The sequence below is a fragment of the Sporosarcina sp. Y838 genome (genome assembly GCF_056786515.1).
The window spans coordinates 123117-149911 of sequence record NZ_JBXCJD010000001.1 but is presented as its reverse complement, the minus strand read 5'-3'; the positions used below and the strand labels follow the sequence as shown (position 1 = coordinate 149911).

Below are 26795 nucleotides of genomic sequence, written 5' to 3'. Positions count from 1 at the left end.
TAAAATATTTATAGAAAGGTGAGGAATTTATGGGTTCAAGAATAATGCATTTGATTATTGCTAATCGAATTGCAGAGTCACTTACAATAGTGGATAAAACTCCATTTTTACTTGGAGGTCTTGCTCCAGATGCTGTTTCCCCTAAAGACTTATCACATTTCTTTAAAGGTGAAGTACAGGATTATTCAAGAAACATTGATTATAAAGGATTTTTACAGAAATACAGTTCGCAAGTAGCAAGTCATTATATATTGGGCTATTTTACACATTTAATTGCTGATGATCTATGGCTGAAAGGTTTTTATCTTCCATGGTTGAAAAACAGAATGGAAGTAAATAAAGACATGGCTGACTTATACCATAATGATTTCCGATTTCTGAATGGAAAGTTACTGGAACACTATGGTTTTACAGATGAATTGAGAATAATGTTAGGTAATTCTACTGCAACCATTGATTTGCAAGAAGTTACGTCTAGAGATGTTGAAGAATTCATTCCTTATGTAATAGGCGATATGGAATACGACAAGGAAGTGATCCATGAAAAACTTAATGTATTTACGTTTGATCAGATAGTTGGCTATATCGAGACATCCGTTGATAAGGGATTAATGAATATAAGGCCATTATTTACCGACTAAACACCAGCTTTAAAGGGACAATGCGTCATCGCTTTCATTGAACAAATAAAAGCCCGAAAAGAGTATTATCCTTTTTCTGGGCTTCTAATTATTGCTTTGTATCGTAAAACGTTCCGTCACGCGTTACATTGCTGTAGGGATTGACGTAGTTTTTCATCGTATCTTTTTTTGCTTGTGCTTCAGTAATGTCTATCCTTATTAATTTCGAAAAGGAGGCCAGTTTTTGCTGAACGACTGTTTCAGTTGCGACAAGTACTTCACCGAACACTTCTTCTTCCGGTGTGAACGGGCCGACGATATGCGTTTGCAGTTTATCACGATCATCGAGAAGTGCTTCGATTCGTGCAATCGTTTCGTCCCGCGTGTCTTCTGTCGTTGCTTTGGTCAATTCTAGTAACTTATCGGTCACCTCACGCCAAGCGATTAGTGCAGGGCGGATCATATTTCTTCTACATTCGCGTATTGTTTCTGGCGGTTAATCTGAATAACCTGCTTCCACGTATCGCGAAACTCCGTAATGATGGCAGAGGCTTCATCGAACAAAGCACTGTCGTTTTGTATATTTCCGTCTACCAGTCTGCTGTTTGCGAACTCATAGAGAACAAGCATGTTTTGAGCAACAGGGTACGTTGTATCGAGCGTCAGCATCAATTCAGAAATGATTGCCTGTGCTTTTTGGATAGACTTGTTTTTCTCTTCAATGTTATTGTCATTCATCGCTCTTTTCGCCTGCAAGATGAATTTCAGACAGCCATTGTAAAGCATAAGCGTCAGTTCTCCGGGAGTTGACGTGTTGACTGTATTGTTTTGGTAAGTTGCATAGGGATTATTAATAGCCATTTATATTAGGTCTCCTTTTCGTTCATTGCTGTAGTTAATTATTATTGAATGCATTCATAAGGCTCATGGACTGTGAGTTTGCACGATTGATCGCTGTTTCCATTGCCGTAAACTGTTTCCAATAACGGTTTTCCATCATTTTTAGACGTTCTTCGAAACGTTCAATCTGGTTGTTCATGTCTTTGAGTGAACGGCCGAGTGAAAACGTATCGTTGACAGCCCCCGTTTTCCCTGCGCGCTGTGCGATTGATGATTGTGTGCTGTCAACGATTGTGCGGAGTCTCCGTGCAAATCCTAGCTCCTTCACATTTTTACCATCTTTATCTATAACAGGGTTTCCAAATTCATCTAACTTATTACCATCTTTTGCGAACATTTCATGCACTTTATTTGCATCTTCACTGATTGCTTTCTTGAGTTCTGTTTCATTAATAACAAGTTTACCATTGGCTGTATAGTCATTTGACGTTGTAATACCGAGACTTTTCAATGTTTTTCCATCTACAGTCCCCATAAGAGCTGTCCTCATTTGCGTCAACATACTGGAAATAGTGGGGTCTCTACGAAGCGTACCACTTTTCGCTTTTTCATCCCACAGTTCGATATCCTTTTCGTTCATTTCCTTCCGCTGTTCAGCTGAAAGCGGCTGGAAATCACGGTATTTAGGTTCGCGAATTTGTTTGTTCAGGTCTTCGATCAATTTGTTATATTCGTCTACGTATTTAGTGACGGATTCGAATATTTTATCGGTGTCGGGGGCGGAGTTGAATGTAATAGGCGTCCCATCCGTTGGTGTAACCTGCTTTAAATTGAATTCAAAACCGTTGATTTGGAATGTGTTGGATGAACGCGTCATACCCTCTAGTCCATTTAGTGTGAACTCTGCATTTTTACCACTTTTGCTCGTTGCTCCCTGGCCGGCAGTCAATTTAAGTGAAACCCCAAGATTTCCTTCGATGGTAATTGCATCATCTCCACTGTTCTTAGCAGTCATTGCAATTTTTCCGGTTGAAGAATCATAAAAAGCACTCACTCCGGTTTCTTTATTAATTCTATCCAAAACTGTTTTCAATGAATCAGTTGCATTAAACTCTAAAGGTTTAACATCTTTTTCGTCTATTCCAGGAGCGTGAATAGTAATCGTTATTGGTACTCCACTTACTCCAATATCCGATAATAATGTATTACTTTCCGTTTTCCCGGCAGCTAAGTCAATTTTTCCGCCACTTTGCAAAACAGCATTTTCAGCAAGACTTTTTATTTTTATCGTCCCCGAAAAATCACTAGTAGCCCCCATACTCCTAATCGCTACATCATTTGGTGATGAGATATTCACTGTCTTCGCCGCAAACGATGTTGATAGAATCATCGTATCAAACGTATTTTTACTGAAATCAAATAGCTGACGGTTGGTTGAGCGGTAATCGTCCAACTGCCATTCTAAGTATTGTTTTTTCTGTGTAATTTTATCAAGTGGAATACGGTGTGCTTTCATTAAATCCGTTACCATTGACTCCGTATCCATGCCTGAAGCTAGTCCACTAATTCGCATTTACCAATCACGCCTTTCTATATTTTCCGATCGACAAGCAAGCCGACAAATTCGCGCATTTCGGCATGGATGTCTAATAGTTTTTTTGATGGGATTTCTCGGATGACTTCGTCTGTGGTTGAATCAACGATTGTTACATAATATTCGTTGAGCTTTTCATGGAATTTGAAACGCAATTGCGTATTAGCAGTTTCTAAAAACTTGTTTATGCTATCTGTCATTTGCATCGCTTTGTCCAGCGGCAGTTGTTGTTCATTGTCCTGCTGCTGGACTTTCTCCTGAATTGCTTGCACTTGAACGACCACTGTTTCCATGTCCGGTGCCGTTTTTTCTGCTAATGCACTCGCTGGCGTTCGCACTGCTTCCCCATTCGTCCGACTCACCATCCGCCAATCCTCCCTAAGTTTAAGATCATTCGTTATGATTTATATCGGCTATGTAAAATGGAAGTTGAGTCAATTGGCAATAAAAAGTATCGCAGTTGCCATGAAATTATGGCTAGCTGTTTTTCGAGATTGAATTGTCACGTCTGTAAATTAACCGCAAACAACCAGTAATTTTCTTAATCCCGCTCGAACCTTCTCTATTGTCTCTTTTTTAAATTTTAAGGAAGTTACACTTTCTTATAGAGCAGAGAATGCAATGTAAAATGTTCAAGAGTGCCCGAAATTGCATCTTCGGGCACTTACATTCTATATAGAAGACCTTCAATTCTTTTCTTCCCAAGCATTTGCATTAATTAATCACGACAATTTCACCGAATAGGGTGTTGCCCTCTCGGTGAAATTGTCGTGATTCATTCGCCGAAAGCGAACCTATAATTATACAACTATTTGCAATAGTAACATTTATTTAAATCGCTTAATAATCGCTAAAAAATACCGAAGTACTTATAAGTGAATTCATTTTAAAAAGAGAAAGAGAAGGTGCTATATGTTCAAGTCCATCAAGACAAAAATCATCATGACGGGTATGGTGCTTTTTCTAATTGGCATAGCCATTATGACTGCCATTAGCAGTACACAAGTAAAAAATAAAACCGAAGAAAACGTGGTCTCGTCAAGCGGTTCCCTCATTAATGAAATGGGTTTTGCGATTGAGAACTATCTGGGACAATACGAGTTAGGTCTTGCTCAATTATCGACATCCCCTTTAGTGACAGAGTTTTCAACCGCAACCGGAGATGAACCGGCTGACGATCCACTTCCAAAACTCAATGAATCATTCGAACACTTTATGGAATTATACGAAAATACTTCCGGAATTTATTTTTCTCTTCCTACTAAAGAGACCTACATTATGCCAGTTGCCGATTTAGGCGCTGATTTCGATCCTACAACACGTGAATGGTATATTCAAGCGGTTGCAGATCCGAGCGCTGTTCAATGGACGAAACCTTATATAGACCAAGCAACTAGTGAATTTGTAATCAGTGCTTCAAAAGCGGTGCAAGCAAATGGGAAGGTCATTGGCGTGGTTGGCCTCGATATTCAACTTTCTGCGTTAACAAAACAAATTTCATCCAGCGAAATTGGTTATGACGGTTACCCCGTCCTTTTCGATACGGAAGGAACAGCGATTGCTCACCCGACATTACAGGGAGAAAACTCGATGGAACTTCCATTCATCGCCGAGATGTACAAAGAAGGCAACGAACAAGGCGCGATTTACTATGAATATGAAGGTATCAATAAAGCCAATATCTACTCTACGATTCCGAAGTTCGGTTGGAAGATCGGTGCCATCTATGATGAAACAAATATACACGCACTGGCAAGTGACTTGCGTAACTCTATGCTAATTGTGGCTTTAGTAACACTCTTGATCATTTTCGCAGCACTTTATTTCATGATTAGCCGTACCATTAAACCACTCGGTACATTGAATTCACTTATGAATTCTGTTTCAAAAGGCGATTTAACAGTTCACTCAGACATTAAAACGAACGACGAAATTAGTGAACTTGGGAACAGCTTCAATACGATGATTGACAATATGCATTCCATTATCACTGTCGTTAATGGCTCTGCATCGAATGTGCGTGCGAGTTCCGAGAGTTTAAGCGCTGTCGCAGAGGAGACTAGTGCATCAAGCGAAGAAGTCGCACATGCCGTTTCCGAAATTGCAAATGGCGCGTCGAAATCAGCTGAAGATGCAGAACTCGTAACCGAAAAGGCCGACATCCTTGGCCAACAAATTAACGAAATTACAACGAAAGCCGGTGTCATGTCTGATATCGCAACAAGAGCCGGTGAAATGAACACCAACGGCCAAGGTCAAATGCACGAACTAAAACTTTCCTTCAATGACTGGGAAACCAATTTACAGTCCATGTCTGAAGTCATCGGAACCCTTGAGAATAAAGTCAAAGCAATCGGCGGAGTAATGGAAACCATTACGCAAATCTCGACACAAACAAATTTACTTGCGCTAAACGCGAGCATCGAGGCGGCACGCGCAGGTGAACACGGTAAAGGATTTGCGGTCGTTGCCGATGAAGTAAGGAAACTCGCTGAACAATCAGCTAGGTCAACAGATGAAGTAAAAGTGACCGTCCAAGAACTACAAACAGAATCCAGACTCGTCTCAGAGCAAATGAACGAAACACGCGAAAACTTCTTGCGTCAAGGTACGGTGGTAACCGACACGGAAGTCACGTTCGGTGAAATCTCGACATTAATGGTTGATATGCAAGACTCGATTGACGCTGTGTATGAAGAAATACAAAAAGTGGCAACTCATAAAGACGACGTTGCTGAAACAATCCAAACAATGGCAGCAACATCGCAAGAAACTGCCGCTGCTTGTGAAGAAGTAAGTGCTTCAACAGACGAACAGCTTCGCGCGATTCAATCAGTAACGGATGCAGCGGAGACGTTGACGGAGTTGAGTGAAGAATTGAGCATGGCGGTTAATCGATTTAAAGTTTAAAACAGTGCAAAAGCGCTCAAGACAGTTTCTGTCTTGAGCGCTTTTTTTCGACTAATTCTTAGTAGTAACCCTTTTTTGTATAGAACACAATGCTGAATAATTTCACTTACACCTTTTTTACTACGCACTCTACCTAATTACGCCAACGATAAATACCAATCCAACATATGATTTACTTCACTCTTAACCAATTCAATGAAATCATCGTATATATCCGTAGTATGCGCTTTGTCTAGTGCATCATAGTAAGAAAGGCGATTTTCTGCCTTAATGATAATTGGAGGGAATCCAGCTTTCATTAAGTCCAAGTTAAGTAGTAATCTAGATGCGCGGCCGTTTCCGTCGATGAATGGGTGAATACCCACAAAAATAATATGTAGCATTGCGGCACGCGCAATTGGATGCATAGATTGTGCCTCGCCGTCATGCCAAATAATTAGTTCTTCCATCTTCTCTTTTATGAGAAATGGTTCAGGCGGGACATGCTCTGCACCCGAGATATAGACTTGCTGGTCGCGGTACATCCCTGCGTATCCATCGTCAATTCCTTTTAGTATGAGTCCATGCAAGTTCTTAATTTGCCATTCGGTTAGCAACTCATTATTAGCCACGATTTCTTCTACATACAGTATCGCATCTCGATGGTTGATCACTTCAAGATGCTCCCGCATCGTTTTACCACCAACCGTAATCCCTTCAAGAACGACTTTTGTCTCTTTTAGAGTCAACGTGTTTCCTTCTATCGCATTCGAGTTGTACGTCCACTCCAGTAGCAACTTCTCCCGTAAACTCTTCAATGTATAAGTAGGCAAAGGACGTTTTCCGTCTAGCAAATTTTTTTTACGATCGATTTCCTGAAACATATCCGTGCCCCCCTTGTCATAAGTCATAGCTCTTTTTATCAGTCACATACATTTCTTCATTCAGGTAGCAGTGTCATCATTATTTGTTATATGACCAATCCTATTATGATATTAGGTTCACCAATCAGGTCGGCAATGTGATCATTTTGTGCTTTTATTTGATGTATAAGATTATTTTACCTCCGCGTTCAATTAAAGACAATTTTTTGATGAGAGTCTATGTAATGCATAATGACCGTATCCGCTTAGATTTCTAGTCAGCAATGATTTTACAGATACGCAACGCTAGTAGGGACAAGTGATAACATCAGTAAAGTGGCTCATTGATTGGATCCTCTTCTTGTAATTCTATATAATAGGGAGTTAAACCCAAATAAATAAACAATAAACAACTAAAATAAACGACTATACCTATCAAGGTATTATTGAATATTTGCGAAACTAAAATCATAAATGGAATGAGAAATCCAATCAAACCACCTCGTTGCGATGACTTTTTCGTCCGGTATTGTTTTTGTTTACATTTCGGACAAGTGATCTCTCCGTTTTTCATACTACACTTCAAGGCTTCTCCATATGACCATTCTTCATTACATTTAACACAAACAGGCAAACCCTTACCCTTTTTTCGTAGTCTCCTTTTTAGGTAGATATACAGGAGTACAAAGATACTGACAAGGAGAATCGTTTTTATGAAATCATTGTTAAGCTCCATCCAAATAGTAGTCGTATCAGATTGATTCGAAGCTGCAGTTTGTGATGGACTTAAAGGTAATGGATCTTTTTGTTGCCAAAGTAAATAACTGAAGCCCAGTGTGAGAATCGTACAAGTTACGAGCACAATACGGTATTTCCACTCACTGTGCCGTTTAGCTCTAATAGTATTTGTTTTTGCTTTTGTACTAATTTGTTGTTTTCTTTCTTTTGACAACGACAGAGTTTGTAATTCCCTATGTAAGTCCACTTTAAATTTATTCATGACGCTACTCCCCCCATTCATAATCAGTTATCCGATTTCCCAGTTGCTTCCGCGCACGCTGTAATCTAGTACGAACTGTTGATTCTGGACAATTTACTAATTTTGCGATTTCCACTGTCGACATTTCTTCATAATAATAAAGAATGAGAACTTCACGATAAGGTACCGTTAACGTAAACAGTGCTTCTACCAATTCCATTTTCTCGGACTTTTCAAGCATTGCACGTTCAGGCGACTGACTTTTACCTTTACTTATAACTTTTTTATACAACGTCGTTCTCCGACTCTTCCAACTTCGTAAATAATCATGACTCCGATTGACAGTCATTTTCACTAAGTACGTTTTCAGCGATGCATCTCCCCTAAACTGGTCCTGTTTTTCATAAAAGGCAACGAACACATCCTGAACGATGTCCTCAGCAGTTGCACTATTTTCCACGTACAAATACGCAACGCGCAATAAATAATCTTTTCAATTTGCAAAACAAATTCCACCAACTTCATCCTACTGACGTAAGTCGATTGTTTTCCGACTCATTTAACAATGCTATTTTTTAAAGACTGATGTCTGTTCATAACAAAATGAGTTTATAAATAATCCGTTCGGTAGCAATCTGGAATAAAACCCGTACCTCTGCAAGACAAAATAACGAGCAATTCAACGATTCGGATAGAAATCCATCTAGATTTCTGACCCTTCTCTTATTATTATACAGTTGCAGTGAATTTACGTAATCGGCACCCAAACTTTAGTGCTTCAACAGATGAACAGCGTCTTGCGGTTCAGGAGTTGAGTGAAGAATTGAGTATGGCGGTTAATCGGTTTAAGGTTTAAGAAATTGAAAACCACTTAGGGAATTTTGCCCTAAGTGGTTTTTCTATCTAGAACTATTTTCATCATACTCTTCCCATAAATAACTCAAATGTCTAGCATTTTCTGTAACAGTCGGTCATATACATAATTTATTGCACATATACATAGTAATAGGGTTACTTATATCGTTTTTTAACCCTTTATAAATTGCAAGAGCAGTTTGACAGTGCCTAATGAATGGAGGTGAAAACCAGTGACAACATACGAATTACTAAGCTTACTCATCCAACTATCTGGTGGATGGATTGCTTTTATGTCGGTGTCGTTGTCAGTCATCTTTTTCTTATCAAAAAAGAAGTAACCGTCCCTTCCATCAACGGAAGTGTGAACAACAATTACTTCTTTCTTGTTGACCAAATGCTTCTCTACCAACTAATTACACCATTTTACTTTGCGCAAAATCGCCACTGATTTTGCCCTGCAGATTACTACAACCAGGCTGAGTGCTCAAACACTCAGTCCTTTTTATTCTATGTCGTGTTTTTTATAATATGATAGATTTCAAGAGTAGTGCAACACATAGTGAAATTGTGGATGATCAAGTCTGCATATTTAGGACCTACTGCAAAGCACTTTTTAAGTAACGTTCAATTATTATATGTAACTAGCACTACAAATAGAAACAAATCTAGTAGTATATCCCCCATAAAACTGGCTTAATGCTATAAAAACTTCTTTTAATATTTTCATATCTTTTGTGTTAGTACCAAAATAATCAAAAAAGCCGTTCTGACAATAAAATCTCTAGAACGATTTTTTTATTTATATTGCACGCTGCATTAGATTTCCATTAGATGAATTTTATGTATGTAAAGCCATCATTTTCTCATCAAGAAAGAAGTAACTGCCCCCCCATCGGCTGAAGTGTGGACAATTACTTCTTCTTTTCCATACAACAATTTTCACCGTCGTACGATGTACAAAACCGATTAGGATTTTGTAGTTACAGTCTACCATTGCAGGACTGAATGTTCAAACAATTAGTTCTTTTACATTACTTGATGAACTATCAACAGAATTGCGATAGTCCACTTCAAAATATGTCCCGATAACCAACTTGACTCATTTAACTTTTATTATTTTGTGCATATTGGATCTGCTATGAGTCAATATGTTAGTTATAATTATTTATATATGTAGCATGTCCTATTAAATGGAATCTTTCTTTTAGTCTCTTCCCCTACAATAGTGACTAAGCGCTAAAGCACGCTTCTTTTCACTAAGTCTTCTGAATCTATTATTCAAATCTTTCATTATTCATTGGACTGAATAGTTAAATAATGGTACGATTTGTATAGAAGTAATCCTAAGATAGATGTATCTTCTCTTACAGTGTGTAAGAATTAGTTCTCCAAAATCTTCCCCTCTCCCATAACAATTTTACATATACATAACGGTTCACATACAACAATTGGATAACTCTTTAATTGTTTTTTTACTTTTCAAGAAATACATTACAATTTCAGTATAGTTATAAGAAAGGTATAACATACACGTGGACACTTTCAAATGAAAGGAGGTGAAAACCAGTGACAACATACGAAATAATAAGCTTACTCATTTCACTTTCCGGTGGATGGATTGCTTTTATGTCGGTGTCGTTGTCTGCTATCTTTTTCTTATCAAGAAAGGAGTAATTGCCCCCCTATCGGCAGAAGTGTGGACAATTACTTCTTCTATTTCCATTCTGGGCTAACTGTTTTTTTCAGCCCGACAATTAACACCGTCGACAATAAATAGGACTGATTTTTATCAATCAGTCCTATTTATTCCAATTCAAGTTTTTCATTATATGCAACAAGTGCTTCTAATAGAAACAAATCCTTCCTCCCAGTGGCGGCTAGTCGTAAAAAAGCTTTTGATTCGTTTTTCGTATCAATTACGTAGATATCCAATCCAATTAATAGGAGGTTTAAAATGGAGAACTATGCTCATGTAATTCCATACGAAATGATTGAACAAGTAGCGGATACAAACGAAATTCCCGCGGGTGTAGAATTAATTCAAGCACCAAGTATTTGGAACAAAACAAAAGGAAAAGGCATTACGGTAGCGGTCTTAGATACAGGATGCGATCGTAAACACTCCGATTTACAAGAACAGATCATTGGTGGTCGGAACTTTACGGACGACGATGGCAACAATCCCGAAATTTTTCTTGATTATAATGGACATGGAACTCACGTTGCTGGAACGATTGCTGCTCGACAGAACGATAACGGCGTAATTGGAGTAGCCCCTGAAGCAAGTTTACTCATTGTTAAGGTCTTGAATAAAGAAGGCTCGGGACAATATGACTGGATCATTAATGGCATCAATTATGCGATTGAACAAAAAGTGGATATTATCTCCATGTCACTTGGAGGTCCTAATGATATGCCAGAACTTTATCAGGCGATCAAAAAAGCGATTGCCAACAATATCCTCGTCGTTTGTGCGGCTGGAAATGAGGGTGACGGCGACGATTCAACCGATGAGTTTGCCTATCCAGGTTGTTATAACGAAGTCATAAGCGTTGGTGCGATTAACCTAAAACGACGCTCTTCCGATTTCACCAATTCTCACAATGAAATCGATTTGGTCGCTCCGGGTGAAAAAATTATTTCTACGTATTTAAACGGAAAATATGCCACGTTAAGTGGAACTTCAATGGCTGCACCACATGTATCGGGAGCACTCGCCCTAATAAAAAATTTGGTCAATAACAGTTTCGGGCGTCAACTTTCGGAGCCGGAGCTATATGCCCAATTAATCAAAAGGACCGTTCCGCTAGGATTCTCACCGAAACTAGAAGGTAACGGTCTCATTTATTTATCAGTCCTTGAACATTTGACGAATGTATTCGAGCAAGAAAATAAAACGTTGGTCTTGAATGCATAATAATTCAAATTAATGATATTACCGCATTCAACCTTTCAGAAATTAACGATAGCCGCACAAGGAATATTCATTTCCTTGTGCGGCTATCGTTTTTTGGCAGTATCGCTAGTAAGGAAGCTTTGCTCATATCTGAAACGATTTCACGGAGTAACTTCGAACAATGGTCTGACATTTGGATCTGCGGCAACATGTTCCGGGAAAATAAACCCCATTGAATCACGCAATAGCTCTATTCCCAATTCCTTGAAGCATTCGTCTACAAACTCCGAACACATATATTCAAAATCATCGCTATGTCTCCCAAGCCCTAAACTTATACGTGCAACAATCTTGGCTATCTCGTCTTTGTCATAATTTCGATTAAGTAAATCAATCGCCTTACCACACATTCTCTTTATTTTTTCTTTATCAAAATCAGGGCTATCAACCACTTCATGTCGGGCTACATACATTTCCCCTTTATACTTTTCCATACTATTTTCATAATTGTAAAGATAATGATATAGGGGGACCACCCTGATACCATCGTCTTCCACACTTTCTAATACGAGTACATGTTCATCCCAATAGACTAACACGGCTATATGACTAAATTCAGAGTTCGACAGTCTTTTTATCATCTCACTGACTAAGTAACGACCGCTGCAGAAAAGGAGGTCCCCTGTCTTGATTTTAGTTTTTGCTTGCTCATAAGAAATTTGATTTATACCGTTAAATTTATCGGTCCCCATTACCAATCGCTCCTCTACCTAATAGTATCTACATATTTCTAGGATTATAGTAGGTGCAGTGAAAGGGTGCTTCCACTTAGGTGAGCAATAGCTTTTTTTCAGAGTTTAATATCCCCGGGTACATCAATGACATATCCTATTGTCGATTCCAATTGATTGAGTGGGTCGTGATTACGTAAATTATCAAAATCAAGACCTGTAATCGCTTCAATTTTTGAAATAGGTACTTGATATGTTTTATATTCTCCATACGCAAATTCCAAATCCTCAATAAGGTTCTTTTGAGTTTGCAAATATGCGGTTGCAGATAGATTTCCATCTTTCTTAACAATGACAGCTATTTTCCAAAACTCTGCCGGTATCTGAACGCCCCTGTAAATAACGTCATCCAACCGAAAAACAGGCCCAGTGAACACCGTCACTTTAAGATTCGCGTTTTTGGCATTGTCTAAAATATAATTCTCCAGATCCAGCCAACTTTGCTGATTCAGTTTACTTTGCTGGGGCGCACAATTTGTAAAATGGAACGTATCCTTATTCGCCTTTTCCGCCGAATCTCCCCAAACAGGATCCAGCCTGCGGACAAGATGCCCCCGATCAAGCGAATTATTTTTATATAATTCTGGGCCACACTGGTACTCTGTTTCGATACGGGAATCGAGATACCATTTGTCATTACGGCCAATCTTCACTAATTGATTGCCATCAATATTCACCACCGTATAATACGCTAAACGACGTGACTTGCTCATGACAATTGAAAAATGCGTATACTGTAGAACATTGCTTCCGTCCTTTAACAAAGCAATATCCTGTTCAAGATCCGACCGGAATTTCGGATGAGGAACTTCATAGGCTTCACCAAGAAATTGAGTGTCATAACCGGTCGCCCCTTCATACCACGAGCTGCTTAACTCCTCAACGACCATTTCTTCACTAGTATGGTCAAGGACTCCCCACTCTTTCACAATGTCATTCAGCAACACTTTTTGATCATCACTAAAATTTGCGCCTTGCTCCACGATAAACTGGATAATACTGCTGATCCGAATCCCTTCATTGGCAATAAATTCAGTCCGGTTCTTTGGATCAGGAACCCCTGCATGGTGGAGGGAAACGACAATCCATTCGTCATTATAGACAGGTGAACCGGAAGATCCTGGCATGGTATCTGTTGAGTAGTGAATATAATCGTCAAATACATCCATAATTTGATTCTCTCTGATTGCTACAGCTTTCGGTGCCCCCGAAGGATGCTGAATGATTGACACGCATTCACCAACCAACCCTTTGCCCGTTTGCGGGATGAGCGGCAAGAAACCAAATTCACTTATATTTGTGCCGTCAGCAGATACTTCCTCTATCGCGACTAGCGTGAAATCAAGATTTTGATCCGTTATAAATAAACGCTTTGGTGTTAGACGGAAGTATTTCATCGGACGTTCTTTTAAGTCAAGACCGACTTCAAAGTTGAATTGTGCGACGCTGAACTGGGCCGTATCGACGTTCTCCAACACATGATTATTCGTAAGCAATAATGAAGGTGAGACAAGAAATCCTGTAGCATGTCCGAGAACTCTGCCGATACGATCACGGATTTCGATTCTGCAAACCGGATTGGCTGCTTGTAGACCTGCTTCAAGATAAGAAATTGGAAATAGATCATCCCGACCAATAATACGCTCGATTGCAAGTCCATCCCGCGGATCAATAATTGCTTTACGGAGCGCGACCCGCTCAGGCGTATCTACCTCCATAGGGTTTTTAGTTTGCAGTTCACCAGCAATTCGTTCACGCTCACTAGAACGCGCGATGTAACGCTTTAACGCTTGTTGTTGTTGCAAATCTACAAGTTCCACAGTAAGACTTTGAAACTGATCAAGTCGTTTAGTAGACATGTTTCCCCTCCTTAAAATAGTTGTCGTCACTTCATTTTGCTTTACTATATATGTTGAATATATGAATACAAACTAAGCGAATGCGCCTTCTAATGGGTAACAAGAAAAGTTGAAAGCGCTTGGTTAGATGCGAATGCATTAGACGGGCATATGCGGGAGGCATTGATTGCCCCCCAGCGTCATAGTGGATTCAATGAAATACTTCATTTCATTCCAAATTGACCTATTTAATTTTACATTGTTTAGATAATTCTAACATCATTGTTGTTTTATCGAAAGTTACTTATTAAGGATAATTTAAAGCGTTTTCCCAATTAATATATTCCGATTATGACTTTAGCCATCAGATACTGTTTTTATCTAGTTATATCTGGTCCTTATGGAAGACGGCTTAGGAGTTATAGCCTGACCAATTAGCTTTAGGTCTTCTAAATACAAAAAAATGATCCGAACATTTCATACATTTGAGTGCTCATACAAAAAAATCAGACATTAACAAATATCTCTGATTTTCATATAGTTTATTTATTTAATAGTGGCATGCACAGGTACGCGAAATTCAGACTATATCATTATCCTTAAGCTACCTGTAAGTGCTGTGCGTTTCAGGCAATGTTCATTTCGCTGCAAACGATCTCGTCCATTCTCTGTTATTAGATTTTTTTGCACCCAAAATTTGTCGGACGAAAATATTTTTCACTTATTGTCCCCTAAACCTCAATTTTCTTCTATATAAAGAATAAAGGGGATATTCTTTATGACAACTTACCTTTCTGAATACGCACGCTTCACAAACAAACATGATTTAGACGTGGCGACAAGGCAACACGTACTCACGCACTGGAACGCTATGAACCAAACTGAGCGGGCTGTTCTCGATATGATTCGCCGTTACTCCGTTAAATATGGCGCTGCCCACTTAAAACATGAAACCATCGAAAAGGCCATCAAGAAATCCAATGCAACTGTCCGACGCGCAATTCGCAAGTTAGAAAAGCTCGAAATCATCGAAAGGATTCACTATATCCGTCCTGTTATGAGCGGTCTTGGCGCAAACATTTATGTCATTAAACCTACTAATGACCAGTCGAAATTGAACACCCCGAAGGTTGACGATAAGCCTTCTGGCAGTGAGGTTGAACCTGCTAAACCCCAAACCGAAGCTTTTCTTTCTAAAGCGCTAAGTAATAAAGATCTTAAAAGAACGTCTCCTCCGGAAATTGTGTCTACAACACTTTTCGGTAAGATGAAATCTCTTCTTTCTTCAACAATCGGTGATAGTAAATTAGCGCGCAATTTTTACGGCGTCTACCGAAAACAGTCCCTGCAAATGCTAAAGTTTAGCATCCACGAGGACAAAGGAGAGCTGTTCGAGCAATTGGCTATGCAAGCACTTCGTATTTCGATTCAAACGACAAAAGTGAAAAATATTCGGAATCTGCCCGGCTATTATTCAGGCGTCTTGCGCGAACTCATCGACAAGGCTTTGTTTAGTGAGGTATTTATGGATTATGACGTGCCATTTGAGGGGTTTTTCTACCGATGAAATAAAGTATTTGAAGCAAGTTTCCGACAGACATTTATATTGTTGGAAACTTCGGAGAGTATGTTGGAAACAATTTATTAGCGTTTGACGCCACTAAAGTTTCCAGCAAGTGTCATTGGCGCCTCTAGGTCGACTAGAAATAGCACAACGGTTGTATCCTTTGTCATTTGGATTTTGGTTAACTCTTCCGCAGTACCTGAAATTGCATCACCTTTACCTAGGATTTCCCCATGTGCAGTAATTTCGCCGTCCATTACATACAGCCAAGGTGTATAGCCGGCCGTAATCGGTAATATAAAAGCTTCGTCTGTTTTTCCATATACATCGTAAACAATGATTTGTTGACGCAGTTCAAGTGGGGCATTTGATTCTGTTGGTCCTGCTATTAAACGCCATTCACTGACTTCTGGTAGTTGCATTTCCGCAAATTGAACGCGTGGCTCAAAATCCTTTTCCGACGGACGTATAATTATTTGAAGCATTTCAACCGGACCTGTTGGTGTTGATTCCTGATGGAAGAAGCTTTTCCCAGCCCCCATTAGCATTTGCTTTGTGGGTGAGCAAGATTCTTTCAAGCCTGTAGAATCTTCATGTAGCATTTCGCCTTGCCACATATAACTTATAATTTCATCGTTTATGTGTTCATGCATCCTTATCGTTACACCTTTTCCGATATGTGCATGATCAATTCGGCTAAGTGGACCAAATGCATAATCCTCTTTTTCCAAATTTCCATCGATTAAACCGGGTCGACGAATTTGTAGAGAAAAAGGACCTCTACCGTTTGAATTAGCTTGTTCATTCCGTAAAATATTCACTTTTCATGCACTCCTTTAATTGCTTTTTTTAGTAGTAAAAACCGTACCTGTTATGCTCTAAGATTCTTACGCGAATATTTGATTCTACTTTTATTATTACTCAATTGCTTTGAATGTACTGAATAGCTCCTCGCGCAGGTACACGAAATTTCCGGATTAACCAAGGACCTACTAACACCCGGAATTAGTGAAGTATTGGATATAGCTGTCGTACTAGAGAACTGAATTCATTCTTCAATGTAGCCAGCTCACCATTCAACCTCTCAATTTCAATTGCTGATAGGTTTTCTGCTAAAGCGTATTCGGCTATCCTTTTCATTTCATGCAACTTAACGTTCATCTCATCCAAAATACGAACCTGTCCCCTAGTCCATTGAAGCTGTTGTTCAAGGTGTTTCTTCTGTTCTTGTTGTGCTTGATCCATCTTGTTTCCTCCTATTTATTAAGGAAATATTAAATATCAAGAGATTGCTCTACTGTTCATTTGTGCACATACCTATGAATGAAAAGATGACGAACCATCCACATATTTTAATAAACATACAAAAGGGCAGATATCCTCTTAGACATCTGACACTTCTTTTAGCATGATACAGTTGGAGTGAATTTACTGAATAGCTTCATGCACAGGTACGTGAAATTTTATGTTGAACTAAAACCCTCTTCACCAGAAGTAGATTAACATCTCTTTTGATTCACAATTTTTTGTAGTCCAGATAAATTCCCTTTTCCTAAGGTAGAGTAATAGTCTATATGCTTCTGTACGGCATTTAAAGCATCTTTGTAGAGATGCTCACCAAAGTCTTGTCTAATACTTTCAAGCAAAAATTTATTTGTATCGTTGTTAAACGCTCTTTTATATTCTTCTCCATTCATCATAGCTAGAAAAATGGTAATAAAAGCTTGTGCAGAACCTTCTACCATACCTGTAACCCTATAAATCTCAACTTTCCCTTCGCTTCTACTCATTTGACCTGAATAAACTTTTTTCGCTACTTCATAGGCTCCTTTACTCATTTCCATGGTAATCTTCATTATTTCCCCTCCAAATATTTTGATTATTTATAGGGTACCACATAAATTTGTAGCCGTGTCTTAGCAAATCATTTGTCAAGCACGGCTGCAAGAATCTGAAAAATCCATGAAAAGTAAAGCTGGCTTATATTGCGTTTTCCTCTTCAATCGCCGCCTGATAAGGTTTCAGCACATCTTCAAATATAATGTGGCCCATATCAATTAGAAACCTGTACCCTCGCCATTCCTTCACATGCATTCTCTCTTTCACTCTGAACTTTTTTAAAAATATATTTTCTATCTTTCAATTAAATCACAAAACTTTTTCCACTTAATGTCCTCTTAACCTCAATTCCTTTCTATATAAAGAATATAGGGGATATTCTTTATGACAACTTACCTTTCTGTATAAGCACACACTGGAACGCTATGAATCAAACTGAGCGGGCTGTTCTTGATATGGTCCGTCGTTACTTCGTTAAATAGGGCGCTGCACACTCAGTGAACCGTACCTGTACATGACACAATGACACACAATTCACACCTCTGGAGAAGTATTCATAGTATAAAGTTTTTCACACGAATATCTGATTTCACTTTTATTATCATTCAATTGTAATAAATTCACTGAATAGTTTATTGCACAGGTTCGCGAAATTAAATTATGCACAATTTAACTTTTTTCAAATTCATTTCTCATTAACTGGTGTAAAACAAATTCACAAATGACTAAGAAATGCCCTAATGATTATAAAAGTGGAACATTAGCTACCTTTTATAGATGAACAGGAAAACGTGGATTTTCATCATAAGATTTGAGAGTGACTCATACCATTTATTGATAGGGAGTGAATTTATATGGATGAGCGCAATGATAGGAAGAACAGCAAGGACGAGCAATTAGAATTTTTTCGGGTTGATGATAAAGGCAAGACACTTACAACCAATCAGGGGTTAAAAGTGTCAGAAGATGAATTTTCATTAAAAGCGGGCGTGCGGGGGCCGACTATAATGGAGGATTTTCATTTCCGCGAAAAAGTAACGCACTTTGACCACGAACGAATTCCAGAAAGGGTCGTTCATGCACGTGGTTTTGCCGCGCACGGGGAATTTCAGTTATACAAAAACATGGAAGAGTATACTAGGGCGAAATTCCTGCAGGATACGTCCAAAAAGACGCCCGTATTTGTCCGATTTTCTACTGTAAATGGGGCCCGTGGTTCTGCGGATACGGTTCGGGATGCCAGAGGATTTGCGACTAAATTCTATACGGAAGAAGGAAACTATGATCTAGTTGGGAATAATATTCCTGTATTTTTCATCCAAGATGCTATTAAATTCCCAGATCTTGTACATGCCTTCAAACCGGAGCCTGATAACGATATCCCGCAAGCCTCTACTGCCCACGACACGTTTTGGGATTTTGTCGCCAATAACCAGGAATCTGCACATATGATTATGTGGATTATGTCAGACCGCGCCATTCCACGTAGCTTTCGGATGATGGAAGGATTTGGCGTCCATACATTTCGCCTTGTCAATGATCAGGGAAAAGCCCATTTTGTGAAATTCCATTGGAAGCCTGCATTAGGAACGCATTCCTTTGTCTGGGACGAGGCCCGTAAACTGACAGGCATCGATCCTGACTTTCATCGTAATGACTTATGGGGTGCCATTGAAAAAGGGTTTTATCCGGAATATGAATTGGGCGTTCAGATTCTTGCCGAAGAGGACGAATTCAGTCTGGAGTTCGACATATTGGATGCGACAAAGATTTGGCCGGAAGAAGACATTCCAGTAACCATCATTGGAAAGATGACCCTGAATCGGAATGTAGACAATTTCTTTGCTGAAACAGAACAAGTTGCGTTTCATTTGGGCAATGTTGTACCTGGAATTGATTTTACGAATGATCCATTATTACAGGGGCGCTTGTTTTCGTACTTAGATACGCAATTACTCCGTCTGGGCGGACCTAACTTTCATGAAATACCCATTAACAGACCGGTTGTACCGTTCCATAACAATCAACGGGAGGGCTTCCATCGCCAGACCATCAATCTCGGGAAAGTGAGTTATCACCGAAACTCCTTGGCTGGTGACACCCCGGCGCCTGCAAGTGTGGAGGAAGGGGGATATGCCTCCTATCAGGAAAAGGTGGAAGGCGTTAAAATCCGTGCCCGAAGTGACAGTTTTGCAGACCATTTTTCACAGGCTACCCTTTTTTGGAACAGTATGAGCCCACCTGAAAAAATGCATATCATTGATGCGTTCAGCTTCGAACTAGAGAAAGTCAAAAGTGAATCGGTCAAACAGCAGGTGGTGGATATGTTTGCCAATGTGAGTCTTGAATTAGCGACCGTCTTTGCGGTAAATATCGGGGCAAATCCTCCTAAAGGGGGCGGTTCGACCATAACAAAATCTTCCCCAGCCCTCAGCCAGGAAAATACAACAAAATCAGAAAAAACACGTAAGATCGCTGTAATACTGACGAAGGGATTCAATGGTCCAGAGGTTCAATATGTGCTAGACAGATTGATTAATGAAGGCCTTATGCCGGAAATTATCAGTGAAAACATTGGAACAGTGCAGGGTACAAATGAAGTTAAGGTAAAAGCGGAACATACCTTTTTAACTGCGAAGTCGGTGTTATTTGATGCTGTTTATATGATAAGGGGCAGTAACAAAAGTAAAAAGTTCAACAAGGATGCAGCCTACTTCATTGATGAGGCATTTTCACACTATAAGCCGATTGGTGCAACCGGTGAAGGCATCCAATGGCTGGAAGTAAATCATTTTGAAGGACAACCGGGCGTAATTTCGGAAACTGACATTACAGATTTTGTGACAGAATTTGTTGAGGCGATTGCTGCCCACCGTTTCTGGCAGAGGAAGTTAGTTTGATTAAATTCCATCAGAAAAAGAGAGCAATCTAAATCGAGGATTAGAGGGGTACTATTTTCGAAATACGTACTCTTCTATCTCCTCATATTTTTTGTTGATTGATTTCTTTTGTTAAGTGACCCGTACCTGTGCGAGACACAATGACAAACAATTCACACCTCTGAATAAATATTCAAGGTATTAAGATTTTCATGCGAATATCTGATTTCATTTTTATTATTATACAATTGCAATAAATTTACAGAATAGTGTCATGCACAGGTACGTGACACTTTAGTTCATCCATCGTAATTACCTGAACTGGCCCATACTTTTGGATAGCATGTCAAGCTATTAATTTCCCGATATATGGATCTCCACCTCCACCTGTTCCTAGGACTGCTGCCCCGATTGCAATGTGCTCTATATCTTCTTTATTTAACCACTTCATACTGATTCTCCCTTGATAATTGACGTTTAACGACTAAACAAAAAACTGTCTGTGTAGCAAAAGCAATGATGAAACTATCAAGAGACGGAATTGTCGTTAGAGTGAAAAGTTCCATTCCAATTGGATTCTCCAGTGTTAGCCAACTCACCAATGTCCCTGTCCCCCAAGCGATTATCGGGTATACATGGTACTGCGCAGTTGATTCGAATGAAAGCATTTTTGCACCGCCAATATAGTAAATGGCCGTATATACACCGCCTATTGGTGCGATGAACATCGTGATGATACTTAGGAAATTAATGAAGTTTCCGTAAATCCCTAAAACAGCCATAAGAGTTCCGATTGTACCTGCAGCAAGTGTCAACTTCGCTTTACTAGTCTTCGTGAAAATAACAGCTAAGCCAAGTCCAGAAGAGTAAGCATTACTTGTGTTCGTTGTCCACTGCGCCAAAATCAAGACGAGAATGCCTGGAATTCCAAGTCCAACAGTCAGCATGATCGTCGTCAGATTGTCTTCGTTCATGATACGGGATAGAATCATCGCAATGACCAATATAAAACTATTACCAATAAAGAAACCAAAGAATGATGCTAAAACTGCATCTTTTTTTGTTCGTGCCCATCTTGATATGTCCGGGGAAATGACTGCACCCACGACAAAGATGCTAATCACAAGTGAAATGGCCATTCCTAATGAGAATGTATTTTCTACAGGTGCCGCAATACCAGCTGTGCCAAATTTACTGATGGCCATTCCGACTGCCAGAATAACTAATACGATTACCAGCGGAACCGACCAAGAACTTAACTTTTCTATCGCACGGTAACCATACATTGCCGTCATCATCATCAGCAATCCACCTACTCCAGCGAGAAGTGGAATTGGTAAATGAATTCCGATTGCATTAGTAATTGCGACGGACGCATTTTCGGCAAAAAAGCCAGCCTGTACACCAAACCAGCCCATTAACGAGATGGCGAGTAATGCCGAAACAATTTTCGCTCCTGAAGTTCCAAAGGCGGAGCGAGAAATCATAGAAGTGGATAATCCAGTTGCTGCTCCAACGTATGCACAAAATGCAGCTAAAACACCCAATATCAGAGATCCGATCACCACAGCAAGCAAGGCGTCATTAAAAGCCATTCCTGCGCCAAGTTCTGCGCCAAAAATCATTGCGGATAAATCAATTCCGACAGCGATCCAGATCATACTGATGGATAGCCATTTCTTACGTTCGTTCATAGGTACTACTTCTCGTGCATAATCATTTTGCATTTTCAATCCCCGTTAACATAAGAATTACTAGTTGAAATGCATGTTGGATTTGCTCAAATAAAGCTTTATCATCGTACAGATTAATTTCCCAGAATAACCCATCCATTATCAAAAGAAATTGTTTTGTCAAGTTGATATTTTGTTGCTCTGAAATGGATGGATAGTCACGTTTTAAAGAAGTTTTCAACGATTGAATGAGCCACTCATCGAATTGCTCCATATGTCTTTTCAGAAACTGCCTAATTTCTGGAGGTGGGGAGGTAAGCAATGAAATATACGCCATCGTTTTATTTTCGTTCTTTTTATGATAAGAGACAGTCCCGTGCAGCAGAGTGGAGAATATCTCTTCTATTGGGGAATTTTCCACTTCAGCCATAATTTTTTTCATCTGACTAAAATGCTCCCCCAATAATTTTTTAAAAGCTGCAACAAATACAGCTTCTTTGTCTTGATAAAAAAAATAGATCGAAGCCGGCTTAATGCCAACTTCTGTAGCGATTTTTTGCATCGTGGCCCCTTGATAACCGTATCGTGAATAATGGTAAATTGTCGCTTCCAATATTTTTTCTTTCACTACACTTACACCGCCTAATAGTTATTAGGTCCATAATACAACTACAGTTATTGGAAATCAACAACATTCCGAATATTGTTTTAGTATATTTTTTTCGTTTTTGAACATAGTTTCATACCGAATAAAAACGCACAAAAAAATCAGCCATTTATGGTGCATGGCTGATTTTTTATCTGTTTACCGAAGAAGACTCTCACTTCAATCACGACAAGGCCGTAGCCCAGTAATACGATAGGTTCTTTCTTTAATTTCGCTACAGAGTGGACCGTACCCACTAATTGTGTGGTTCCTGTGGAACAAAAAACAATTCAACCAATTGTATAAAAAACATTAGATATTAGATATTCAGATACTTATCTTTTCTCTAGTTTATAAGTATGTAATTGTAGTTAATTGACTGAATAATATCGTGCACAGGTACGCGAAATTTAAGCATTGCCTTCTTCTACGTCATGCTTCACTCCTAAAAACTCATTCACAACTTTATAGTATTGCTTTGCGTTATCGTCACTCAGTTTTTTCATCTTTGGTAAGTTCAAACGACCCTAACGCTTTTTGAAATTCACCATTGGCAAGCGCCAGTTTTCCTTGCTCCATTGCTTTGTCATACAACCCATTAGTACACCCGACCAGCAAGCCGACTAACACTAAAGTTGCGCCCAACCTTCTCATAAGCCACTCCCATTCGTTTGCTGTTCACGATATGCCATAAACTCTATATAGTATGTAATCGTTCTTTGATACTCATTGGTTGTATTCTTATAATGCTCATGAATCTGTCGCAGCATCTGATCCGTTACAGCTCGTTCGCCGCTATAGATATTGTATCTTTGCAGATTAAGGAGACGGCTATTGTACTGCATTGCAGAACGATCCTTGATCTGCCGTTTTCCTGGTTTGACTGTGTGCCTGATTTTCAGGTATTCCATAAATACCATCTGTCTTCCCCCAGTGGATTCGTGATAAATAAAATATGCGTAGATTCTGCAGGTTCCTATCCCCCATAAGAAGTCGGCGTATGAAACTTTAGTATACAGGAAATTTAACCTATATTGGAACAATAAGTAATTAGTGAAGTATTGGATATAGCTGCCGTTCCAAAGAACTGAATTCAGTCTTCAACGTATCCAGTTCTCCATTCAACCTCTCAATTTCGTTTACTGAAAGGTTTTCCGTTAAAGCGTATTCGGCTATCCTTTTCATTTCATGTAGCTTGACGTGCATCTCATCCAAGATACGGACCTGTTCCACCGTCCATTGGAGTTGTTGTTCTAGGTGTCTCTTTTGTTCTTGTTGTGCTTGATCCATTTCGTTTCCTCCTAGTTCGCAGCTACTAAGTAAATATAAAAATCGGGTACCCTATGCGCAGGGAGTGCCCCAGCATTTCTTAATAATATGTGTCTTATCTATATCTTTTATATCGGATCAATTATGAGTTATTCAAATAAGTGTTGTGGCAAGTTGTTGGGAGCCGGCTGCATTACGAAGTAGGAAAGAAGAAAAGCTTGTTTTCAGTTTAAGCTGCTCATTAATAAATAAAAAAAGAAGACGACAAAATAGTCGACTCCCCTTTTCACTATATGAGGTTTTTGTGTATTGCTACATAACTTAGTTGAAATCTTCAAAAATTCCCTCAACCTCGGAAAGTTTGATATTACGTGTCACCATTTTTCCTGCTTACAAACTCCCTAAGGCTACTTGTTCTTAAAGAGAAGTGAATCGAACTGCAGGTATACCCAATGTTGTGATGAATGATTTTTCATTGAGGACCATGTCATCTATTAATTGTTTGTGTGCCTGTGCAACAAAAAGCAACCAACAATTCACCCAATTGTATAAAAACCATTAGAGATTAGATAGTCAAGTACCTATCTAATCTCCTGTTCATAAATATGTAAGTGTAGTAGATTGTCAGAATACAACCTTGAAGGTACCTGAAATTAGTCGTCAGTTATTATTTTACAGATGGAGCACCATTTTTGTTTTCTTCAAACACCTTGGAGGTCTAACACTATAATTTGTAAGTATTTTTACAGCTATGCAACGCTATTGGGTACTCCAAAATTATTTGAAAAAGTCGAGGATATCTTGTTTTTTCATCAGCACTTTCTCAGATTTAACATTCAATTCCGAAGCCAAGAGAGTGGTATTTTGGAATTGTTCTTCAGGTGCGAGGGTGGCGTCATATGCATTTTTCGTCATGGTATACAATGCCTCATATTCTCGGCAAATTTCATTGAGTATTTTCGAATATTCTTTATCTATCTTTTCTAACACTGCCTCGTATTTCACTCTTAAATCCTTTGCCGAGACCTTAAAGTTGTAGACGATTGTGTCCATGACTTTAATAAGGTCTTTCAAAATCCCGCCTAAATTGTCTATAGCGTAGACGATTGTTGCTGTTACAATCCCAGTCAATATTCCGCCTAAAATTCCACCTACTAGGCTTGCGAAAGGGGCTATCGGGGTGGTTTTCAAATAAAGTATGAACGTTTCCGTCAATCCCACACCGATTGCCGTGGAAACGGCTGCTGCGACAATTTTCAGCGCTTCCTTTACCGCTTCACTAGTGGTTAATTCTTTCGGCCTTTTCACCAATAAAACAAATGCCCTAATCAGTGCCTGGATTCCTTCATTCAACACCCGCACCATGTTTTTTGCCGTCGAGGCGAAGGTATTGATGAATATCGTAACGATATTGCCACTCGCTTACATGCATTGGTGAACTCGCTGATTTTACTGGAGATTGTCGTAAAACTAGGAAATTGTCTGAAATAGTTTTTCATCTCCCGGAAAAAAACCTTTTGGAATTCATATAATAAAAAGCCAATAGCCTGCCTTTTCCCAAGTTCGTGGCCTTGCACAACGCTCGTATCCCTAATTTTCTCGACATAATACTCTTTCTTCTTCCTCTTTATTTCCTGCTCAATCGTTTTCTTCGCTTTATTATTGATTGTCTCAGCGGCATCCCGATTAACGCCAAACCTTTCCGCATTCTTTTCGCCATTCAAGTTCTTATTGCCGCTATCATCCATCCATTTCGTCAAGTCTTTGTCGTTTTTTGACTGATTCAATCCGCTATCTGTCCAAGCTAAATTAGTTGGGGAAGTAGCCATTTCACTGCGTTCCTGGTCGCTCATATACAGCCTTGCCTCGTCATTCTTCTGTATTTTCGAAGCTGCAACAACATGATCGATATTTGCGCGGCTGTCTCTTGGCAATTCATTACCAGTATAAGCATCAACGATTTTCTCCCCACTTTTGAAAGTCGCCTTTCTCATGCCTGGCAATTTGCTATCGTACATATCCTTAGTTCTTTTTTCTTTCCTGTTATATTGATAAGTGAATCGATCTTCATCATCACTCGTCGCAAATACACCTTTCTTAGCGTTATGTAGCGTCGTAACAGTACCACCTTCTTTATATACATCAATGTAAGCTCCCACTCCGAACTGGTCGATCAAATTACGTATAACAATTTCCTTATACTCACTGAAAAGGGAATCGATATGACTTTGTTCCAGTCTAGAATCTTTCACTTCAAGAAAATCGGAATAATTCCCCTTTAGATAAGAAGTGAAATCAGTCATAGGACTTGGCACCTACCGGCCTGTTCAATAACTCCCCAGCAGCGTGTGCATTATTCACTAGGGAACCCAAAGAATAAAGATGGTCGGAATCATGTTCAATCAAAGTAAAGTCATAATTTACTGCCCTCAATTTCATATCTATCTGCAACGTCAATTCATATAATTTCCTGTTAGTCAGAGTGACTAGTTTCTTTGTTTCACCAATTTCATTGATTGTCCCGTTTACAACCTTTGTGGATGCTTTAATCTGGGCAGCTTTTGCCAATGCCTCTTCCGCGATTTTCTTATTCTTTCCACTTTTGAATAAACCCGCCACGACTAGTGATCCCCCGCCGATTGCCCAACCAACCGGCCCCGCAAGTGCAAGAAGTGCATTTCCCGCAGCCATTCCACCGCCACCCGCTTTTGCGGCACCTCCACCAAGCCACGCCAATGCGGCATTGGTCGCCGCCGC

General features: G+C 39.4%; 25 protein-coding genes and 1 pseudogene. 5 read left to right on the top strand and 21 right to left on the bottom strand.

Going from position 1 to position 26795, the window contains the following annotated elements; translation table 11 throughout:
• Positions 1-29 precede the first annotated feature (29 nt).
• Positions 30-641 (top strand): zinc dependent phospholipase C family protein, encoded by a 612-nt coding sequence (locus AC1TO4_RS00735; RefSeq protein ID WP_482103751.1) that lies wholly within the window; start codon positions 30-32, stop codon positions 639-641.
• An 88-nt stretch (positions 642-729) separates the two neighbouring features.
• Here AC1TO4_RS00735 and fliT read toward each other — a convergent pair whose 3' ends face one another.
• The 4 genes from fliT to flaG are packed head-to-tail and all read right to left on the bottom strand — an operon-like array spanning position 730 to position 3419.
• Positions 730-1083 (bottom strand): flagellar protein FliT, encoded by a 354-nt coding sequence (gene fliT, locus AC1TO4_RS00730; protein WP_482103750.1) that lies wholly within the window; start codon positions 1081-1083, stop codon positions 730-732.
• Entirely contained in the window at positions 1080-1481 is a 402-nt protein-coding gene (gene fliS / locus AC1TO4_RS00725; protein WP_482100165.1) for a flagellar export chaperone FliS, read from the bottom strand. Before fliS ends, fliT begins: the two co-directional genes overlap by 4 nt.
• A 34-nt stretch (positions 1482-1515) precedes the next feature.
• The gene (fliD, locus tag AC1TO4_RS00720; RefSeq protein ID WP_482103749.1) at positions 1516-3033 is read right to left on the bottom strand and encodes a flagellar filament capping protein FliD; all 1518 of its coding nucleotides are present in this window, start codon (positions 3031-3033) and stop codon (positions 1516-1518) included.
• A 17-nt stretch (positions 3034-3050) separates the two neighbouring features.
• On the bottom strand, positions 3051-3419 hold the full coding sequence (gene flaG / locus AC1TO4_RS00715; protein WP_482103748.1) for a flagellar protein FlaG: 369 nt from the start codon (positions 3417-3419) through the stop codon (positions 3051-3053).
• Between the two features lie 547 nt (positions 3420-3966).
• On the opposite strand from flaG, the gene AC1TO4_RS00710 reads away from it, so the two are divergent.
• Complete coding sequence (locus tag AC1TO4_RS00710; protein ID WP_482103747.1) at positions 3967-5964, top strand: methyl-accepting chemotaxis protein; 1998 nt, start codon at positions 3967-3969, stop codon at positions 5962-5964.
• Between the two features lie 137 nt (positions 5965-6101).
• On the opposite strand, the gene AC1TO4_RS00705 is transcribed toward AC1TO4_RS00710, so the two are convergent.
• The 3 genes from AC1TO4_RS00705 to AC1TO4_RS00695 all read right to left on the bottom strand — a co-directional run bounded on the left by AC1TO4_RS00705 (position 6102) and on the right by AC1TO4_RS00695 (position 8266).
• The gene (locus AC1TO4_RS00705; RefSeq protein ID WP_482103746.1) at positions 6102-6827 is read right to left on the bottom strand and encodes a Fic family protein; all 726 of its coding nucleotides are present in this window, start codon (positions 6825-6827) and stop codon (positions 6102-6104) included.
• A 307-nt stretch (positions 6828-7134) separates the two neighbouring features.
• Positions 7135-7806 (bottom strand): TIGR04104 family putative zinc finger protein, encoded by a 672-nt coding sequence (locus AC1TO4_RS00700; RefSeq protein ID WP_482103745.1) that lies wholly within the window; start codon positions 7804-7806, stop codon positions 7135-7137.
• Positions 7807-7810: 4 nt separating this feature from the next.
• Positions 7811-8266, bottom strand: coding sequence for an RNA polymerase sigma factor (locus AC1TO4_RS00695; RefSeq protein ID WP_482103744.1), 456 nt, complete (start codon positions 8264-8266; stop codon positions 7811-7813).
• Positions 8267-10597: 2331 nt separating this feature from the next.
• On the opposite strand from AC1TO4_RS00695, the gene AC1TO4_RS00690 reads away from it, so the two are divergent.
• Positions 10598-11560 carry a S8 family peptidase gene (locus tag AC1TO4_RS00690; protein WP_482103743.1) on the top strand — a complete coding sequence of 321 codons (963 nt, stop codon included), beginning with the start codon at positions 10598-10600 and terminating at the stop codon, positions 11558-11560.
• Between the two features lie 140 nt (positions 11561-11700).
• Here the strand turns inward: AC1TO4_RS00690 and AC1TO4_RS00685 are convergent, their stop codons facing one another.
• Both AC1TO4_RS00685 and AC1TO4_RS00680 read right to left on the bottom strand, forming a co-directional pair.
• On the bottom strand, positions 11701-12291 hold the full coding sequence (locus AC1TO4_RS00685) for a YiiX/YebB-like N1pC/P60 family cysteine hydrolase (RefSeq protein WP_482103742.1): 591 nt from the start codon (positions 12289-12291) through the stop codon (positions 11701-11703).
• Positions 12292-12389: 98 nt separating this feature from the next.
• Positions 12390-14189: a DNA/RNA non-specific endonuclease gene (locus AC1TO4_RS00680; protein WP_482103741.1), complete on the bottom strand. Its 1800-nt coding sequence runs from the start codon at positions 14187-14189 to the stop codon at positions 12390-12392.
• A 757-nt stretch (positions 14190-14946) separates the two neighbouring features.
• Here AC1TO4_RS00680 and AC1TO4_RS00675 point away from each other — a divergent pair.
• Entirely contained in the window at positions 14947-15735 is a 789-nt protein-coding gene (locus AC1TO4_RS00675) for a helix-turn-helix domain-containing protein (RefSeq protein ID WP_482103740.1), read from the top strand.
• Between the two features lie 77 nt (positions 15736-15812).
• Here AC1TO4_RS00675 and AC1TO4_RS00670 read toward each other — a convergent pair whose 3' ends face one another.
• From AC1TO4_RS00670 to AC1TO4_RS00660, 3 genes are all read right to left on the bottom strand, one after another.
• Positions 15813-16553: a pirin family protein gene (locus tag AC1TO4_RS00670; RefSeq protein WP_482103739.1), complete on the bottom strand. Its 741-nt coding sequence runs from the start codon at positions 16551-16553 to the stop codon at positions 15813-15815.
• Positions 16554-16737: 184 nt separating this feature from the next.
• Positions 16738-16977 carry a hypothetical protein gene (locus AC1TO4_RS00665; RefSeq protein ID WP_482103738.1) on the bottom strand — a complete coding sequence of 80 codons (240 nt, stop codon included), beginning with the start codon at positions 16975-16977 and terminating at the stop codon, positions 16738-16740.
• A gap of 254 nt (positions 16978-17231) precedes the next feature.
• Positions 17232-17588, bottom strand: coding sequence for a hypothetical protein (locus AC1TO4_RS00660; protein WP_482103737.1), 357 nt, complete (start codon positions 17586-17588; stop codon positions 17232-17234).
• Between the two features lie 837 nt (positions 17589-18425).
• On the opposite strand from AC1TO4_RS00660, the gene AC1TO4_RS00655 reads away from it, so the two are divergent.
• Positions 18426-20471, top strand: coding sequence for a catalase (locus AC1TO4_RS00655; RefSeq protein ID WP_482103736.1), 2046 nt, complete (start codon positions 18426-18428; stop codon positions 20469-20471).
• Between the two features lie 328 nt (positions 20472-20799).
• Here AC1TO4_RS00655 and AC1TO4_RS00650 read toward each other — a convergent pair.
• The 9 genes and pseudogenes from AC1TO4_RS00650 to AC1TO4_RS00610 all read right to left on the bottom strand — a co-directional run.
• A pseudogene (locus AC1TO4_RS00650) lies at positions 20800-20901 on the bottom strand (S-methyl thiohydantoin desulfurase domain-containing protein); the annotation flags it as partial.
• The gene (locus AC1TO4_RS00645; protein ID WP_482103735.1) at positions 20885-22177 is read right to left on the bottom strand and encodes a cytosine permease; all 1293 of its coding nucleotides are present in this window, start codon (positions 22175-22177) and stop codon (positions 20885-20887) included. The gene AC1TO4_RS00645 and the pseudogene AC1TO4_RS00650, both read right to left, overlap by 17 nt.
• Positions 22167-22751, bottom strand: coding sequence for a TetR/AcrR family transcriptional regulator (locus AC1TO4_RS00640; protein ID WP_482103734.1), 585 nt, complete (start codon positions 22749-22751; stop codon positions 22167-22169). The genes AC1TO4_RS00645 and AC1TO4_RS00640 overlap by 11 nt, the downstream gene beginning before the upstream one ends.
• A 507-nt stretch (positions 22752-23258) precedes the next feature.
• Positions 23259-23423, bottom strand: a complete 165-nt coding sequence (locus AC1TO4_RS00635) for a hypothetical protein (RefSeq protein WP_482103733.1) — start codon at positions 23421-23423, stop codon at positions 23259-23261.
• A complete protein-coding gene (locus AC1TO4_RS00630; protein WP_482103732.1) occupies positions 23420-23689 on the bottom strand; it encodes a hypothetical protein in 270 nt (89 codons plus the stop codon). Before AC1TO4_RS00630 ends, AC1TO4_RS00635 begins: the two co-directional genes overlap by 4 nt.
• 130 nt (positions 23690-23819) lie before the next feature.
• Complete coding sequence (locus AC1TO4_RS00625) at positions 23820-24059, bottom strand: hypothetical protein (protein ID WP_482103731.1); 240 nt, start codon at positions 24057-24059, stop codon at positions 23820-23822.
• A 756-nt stretch (positions 24060-24815) separates the two neighbouring features.
• On the bottom strand, positions 24816-25391 hold the full coding sequence (locus tag AC1TO4_RS00620; protein WP_482103730.1) for a hypothetical protein: 576 nt from the start codon (positions 25389-25391) through the stop codon (positions 24816-24818).
• Positions 25388-26341 carry a hypothetical protein gene (locus AC1TO4_RS00615; RefSeq protein WP_482103729.1) on the bottom strand — a complete coding sequence of 318 codons (954 nt, stop codon included), beginning with the start codon at positions 26339-26341 and terminating at the stop codon, positions 25388-25390. The genes AC1TO4_RS00620 and AC1TO4_RS00615 overlap by 4 nt, the downstream gene beginning before the upstream one ends.
• Entirely contained in the window at positions 26334-26774 is a 441-nt protein-coding gene (locus AC1TO4_RS00610; protein ID WP_482103728.1) for a hypothetical protein, read from the bottom strand. The genes AC1TO4_RS00615 and AC1TO4_RS00610 overlap by 8 nt, the downstream gene beginning before the upstream one ends.
• Positions 26775-26795: the final 21 nt, after the last annotated feature.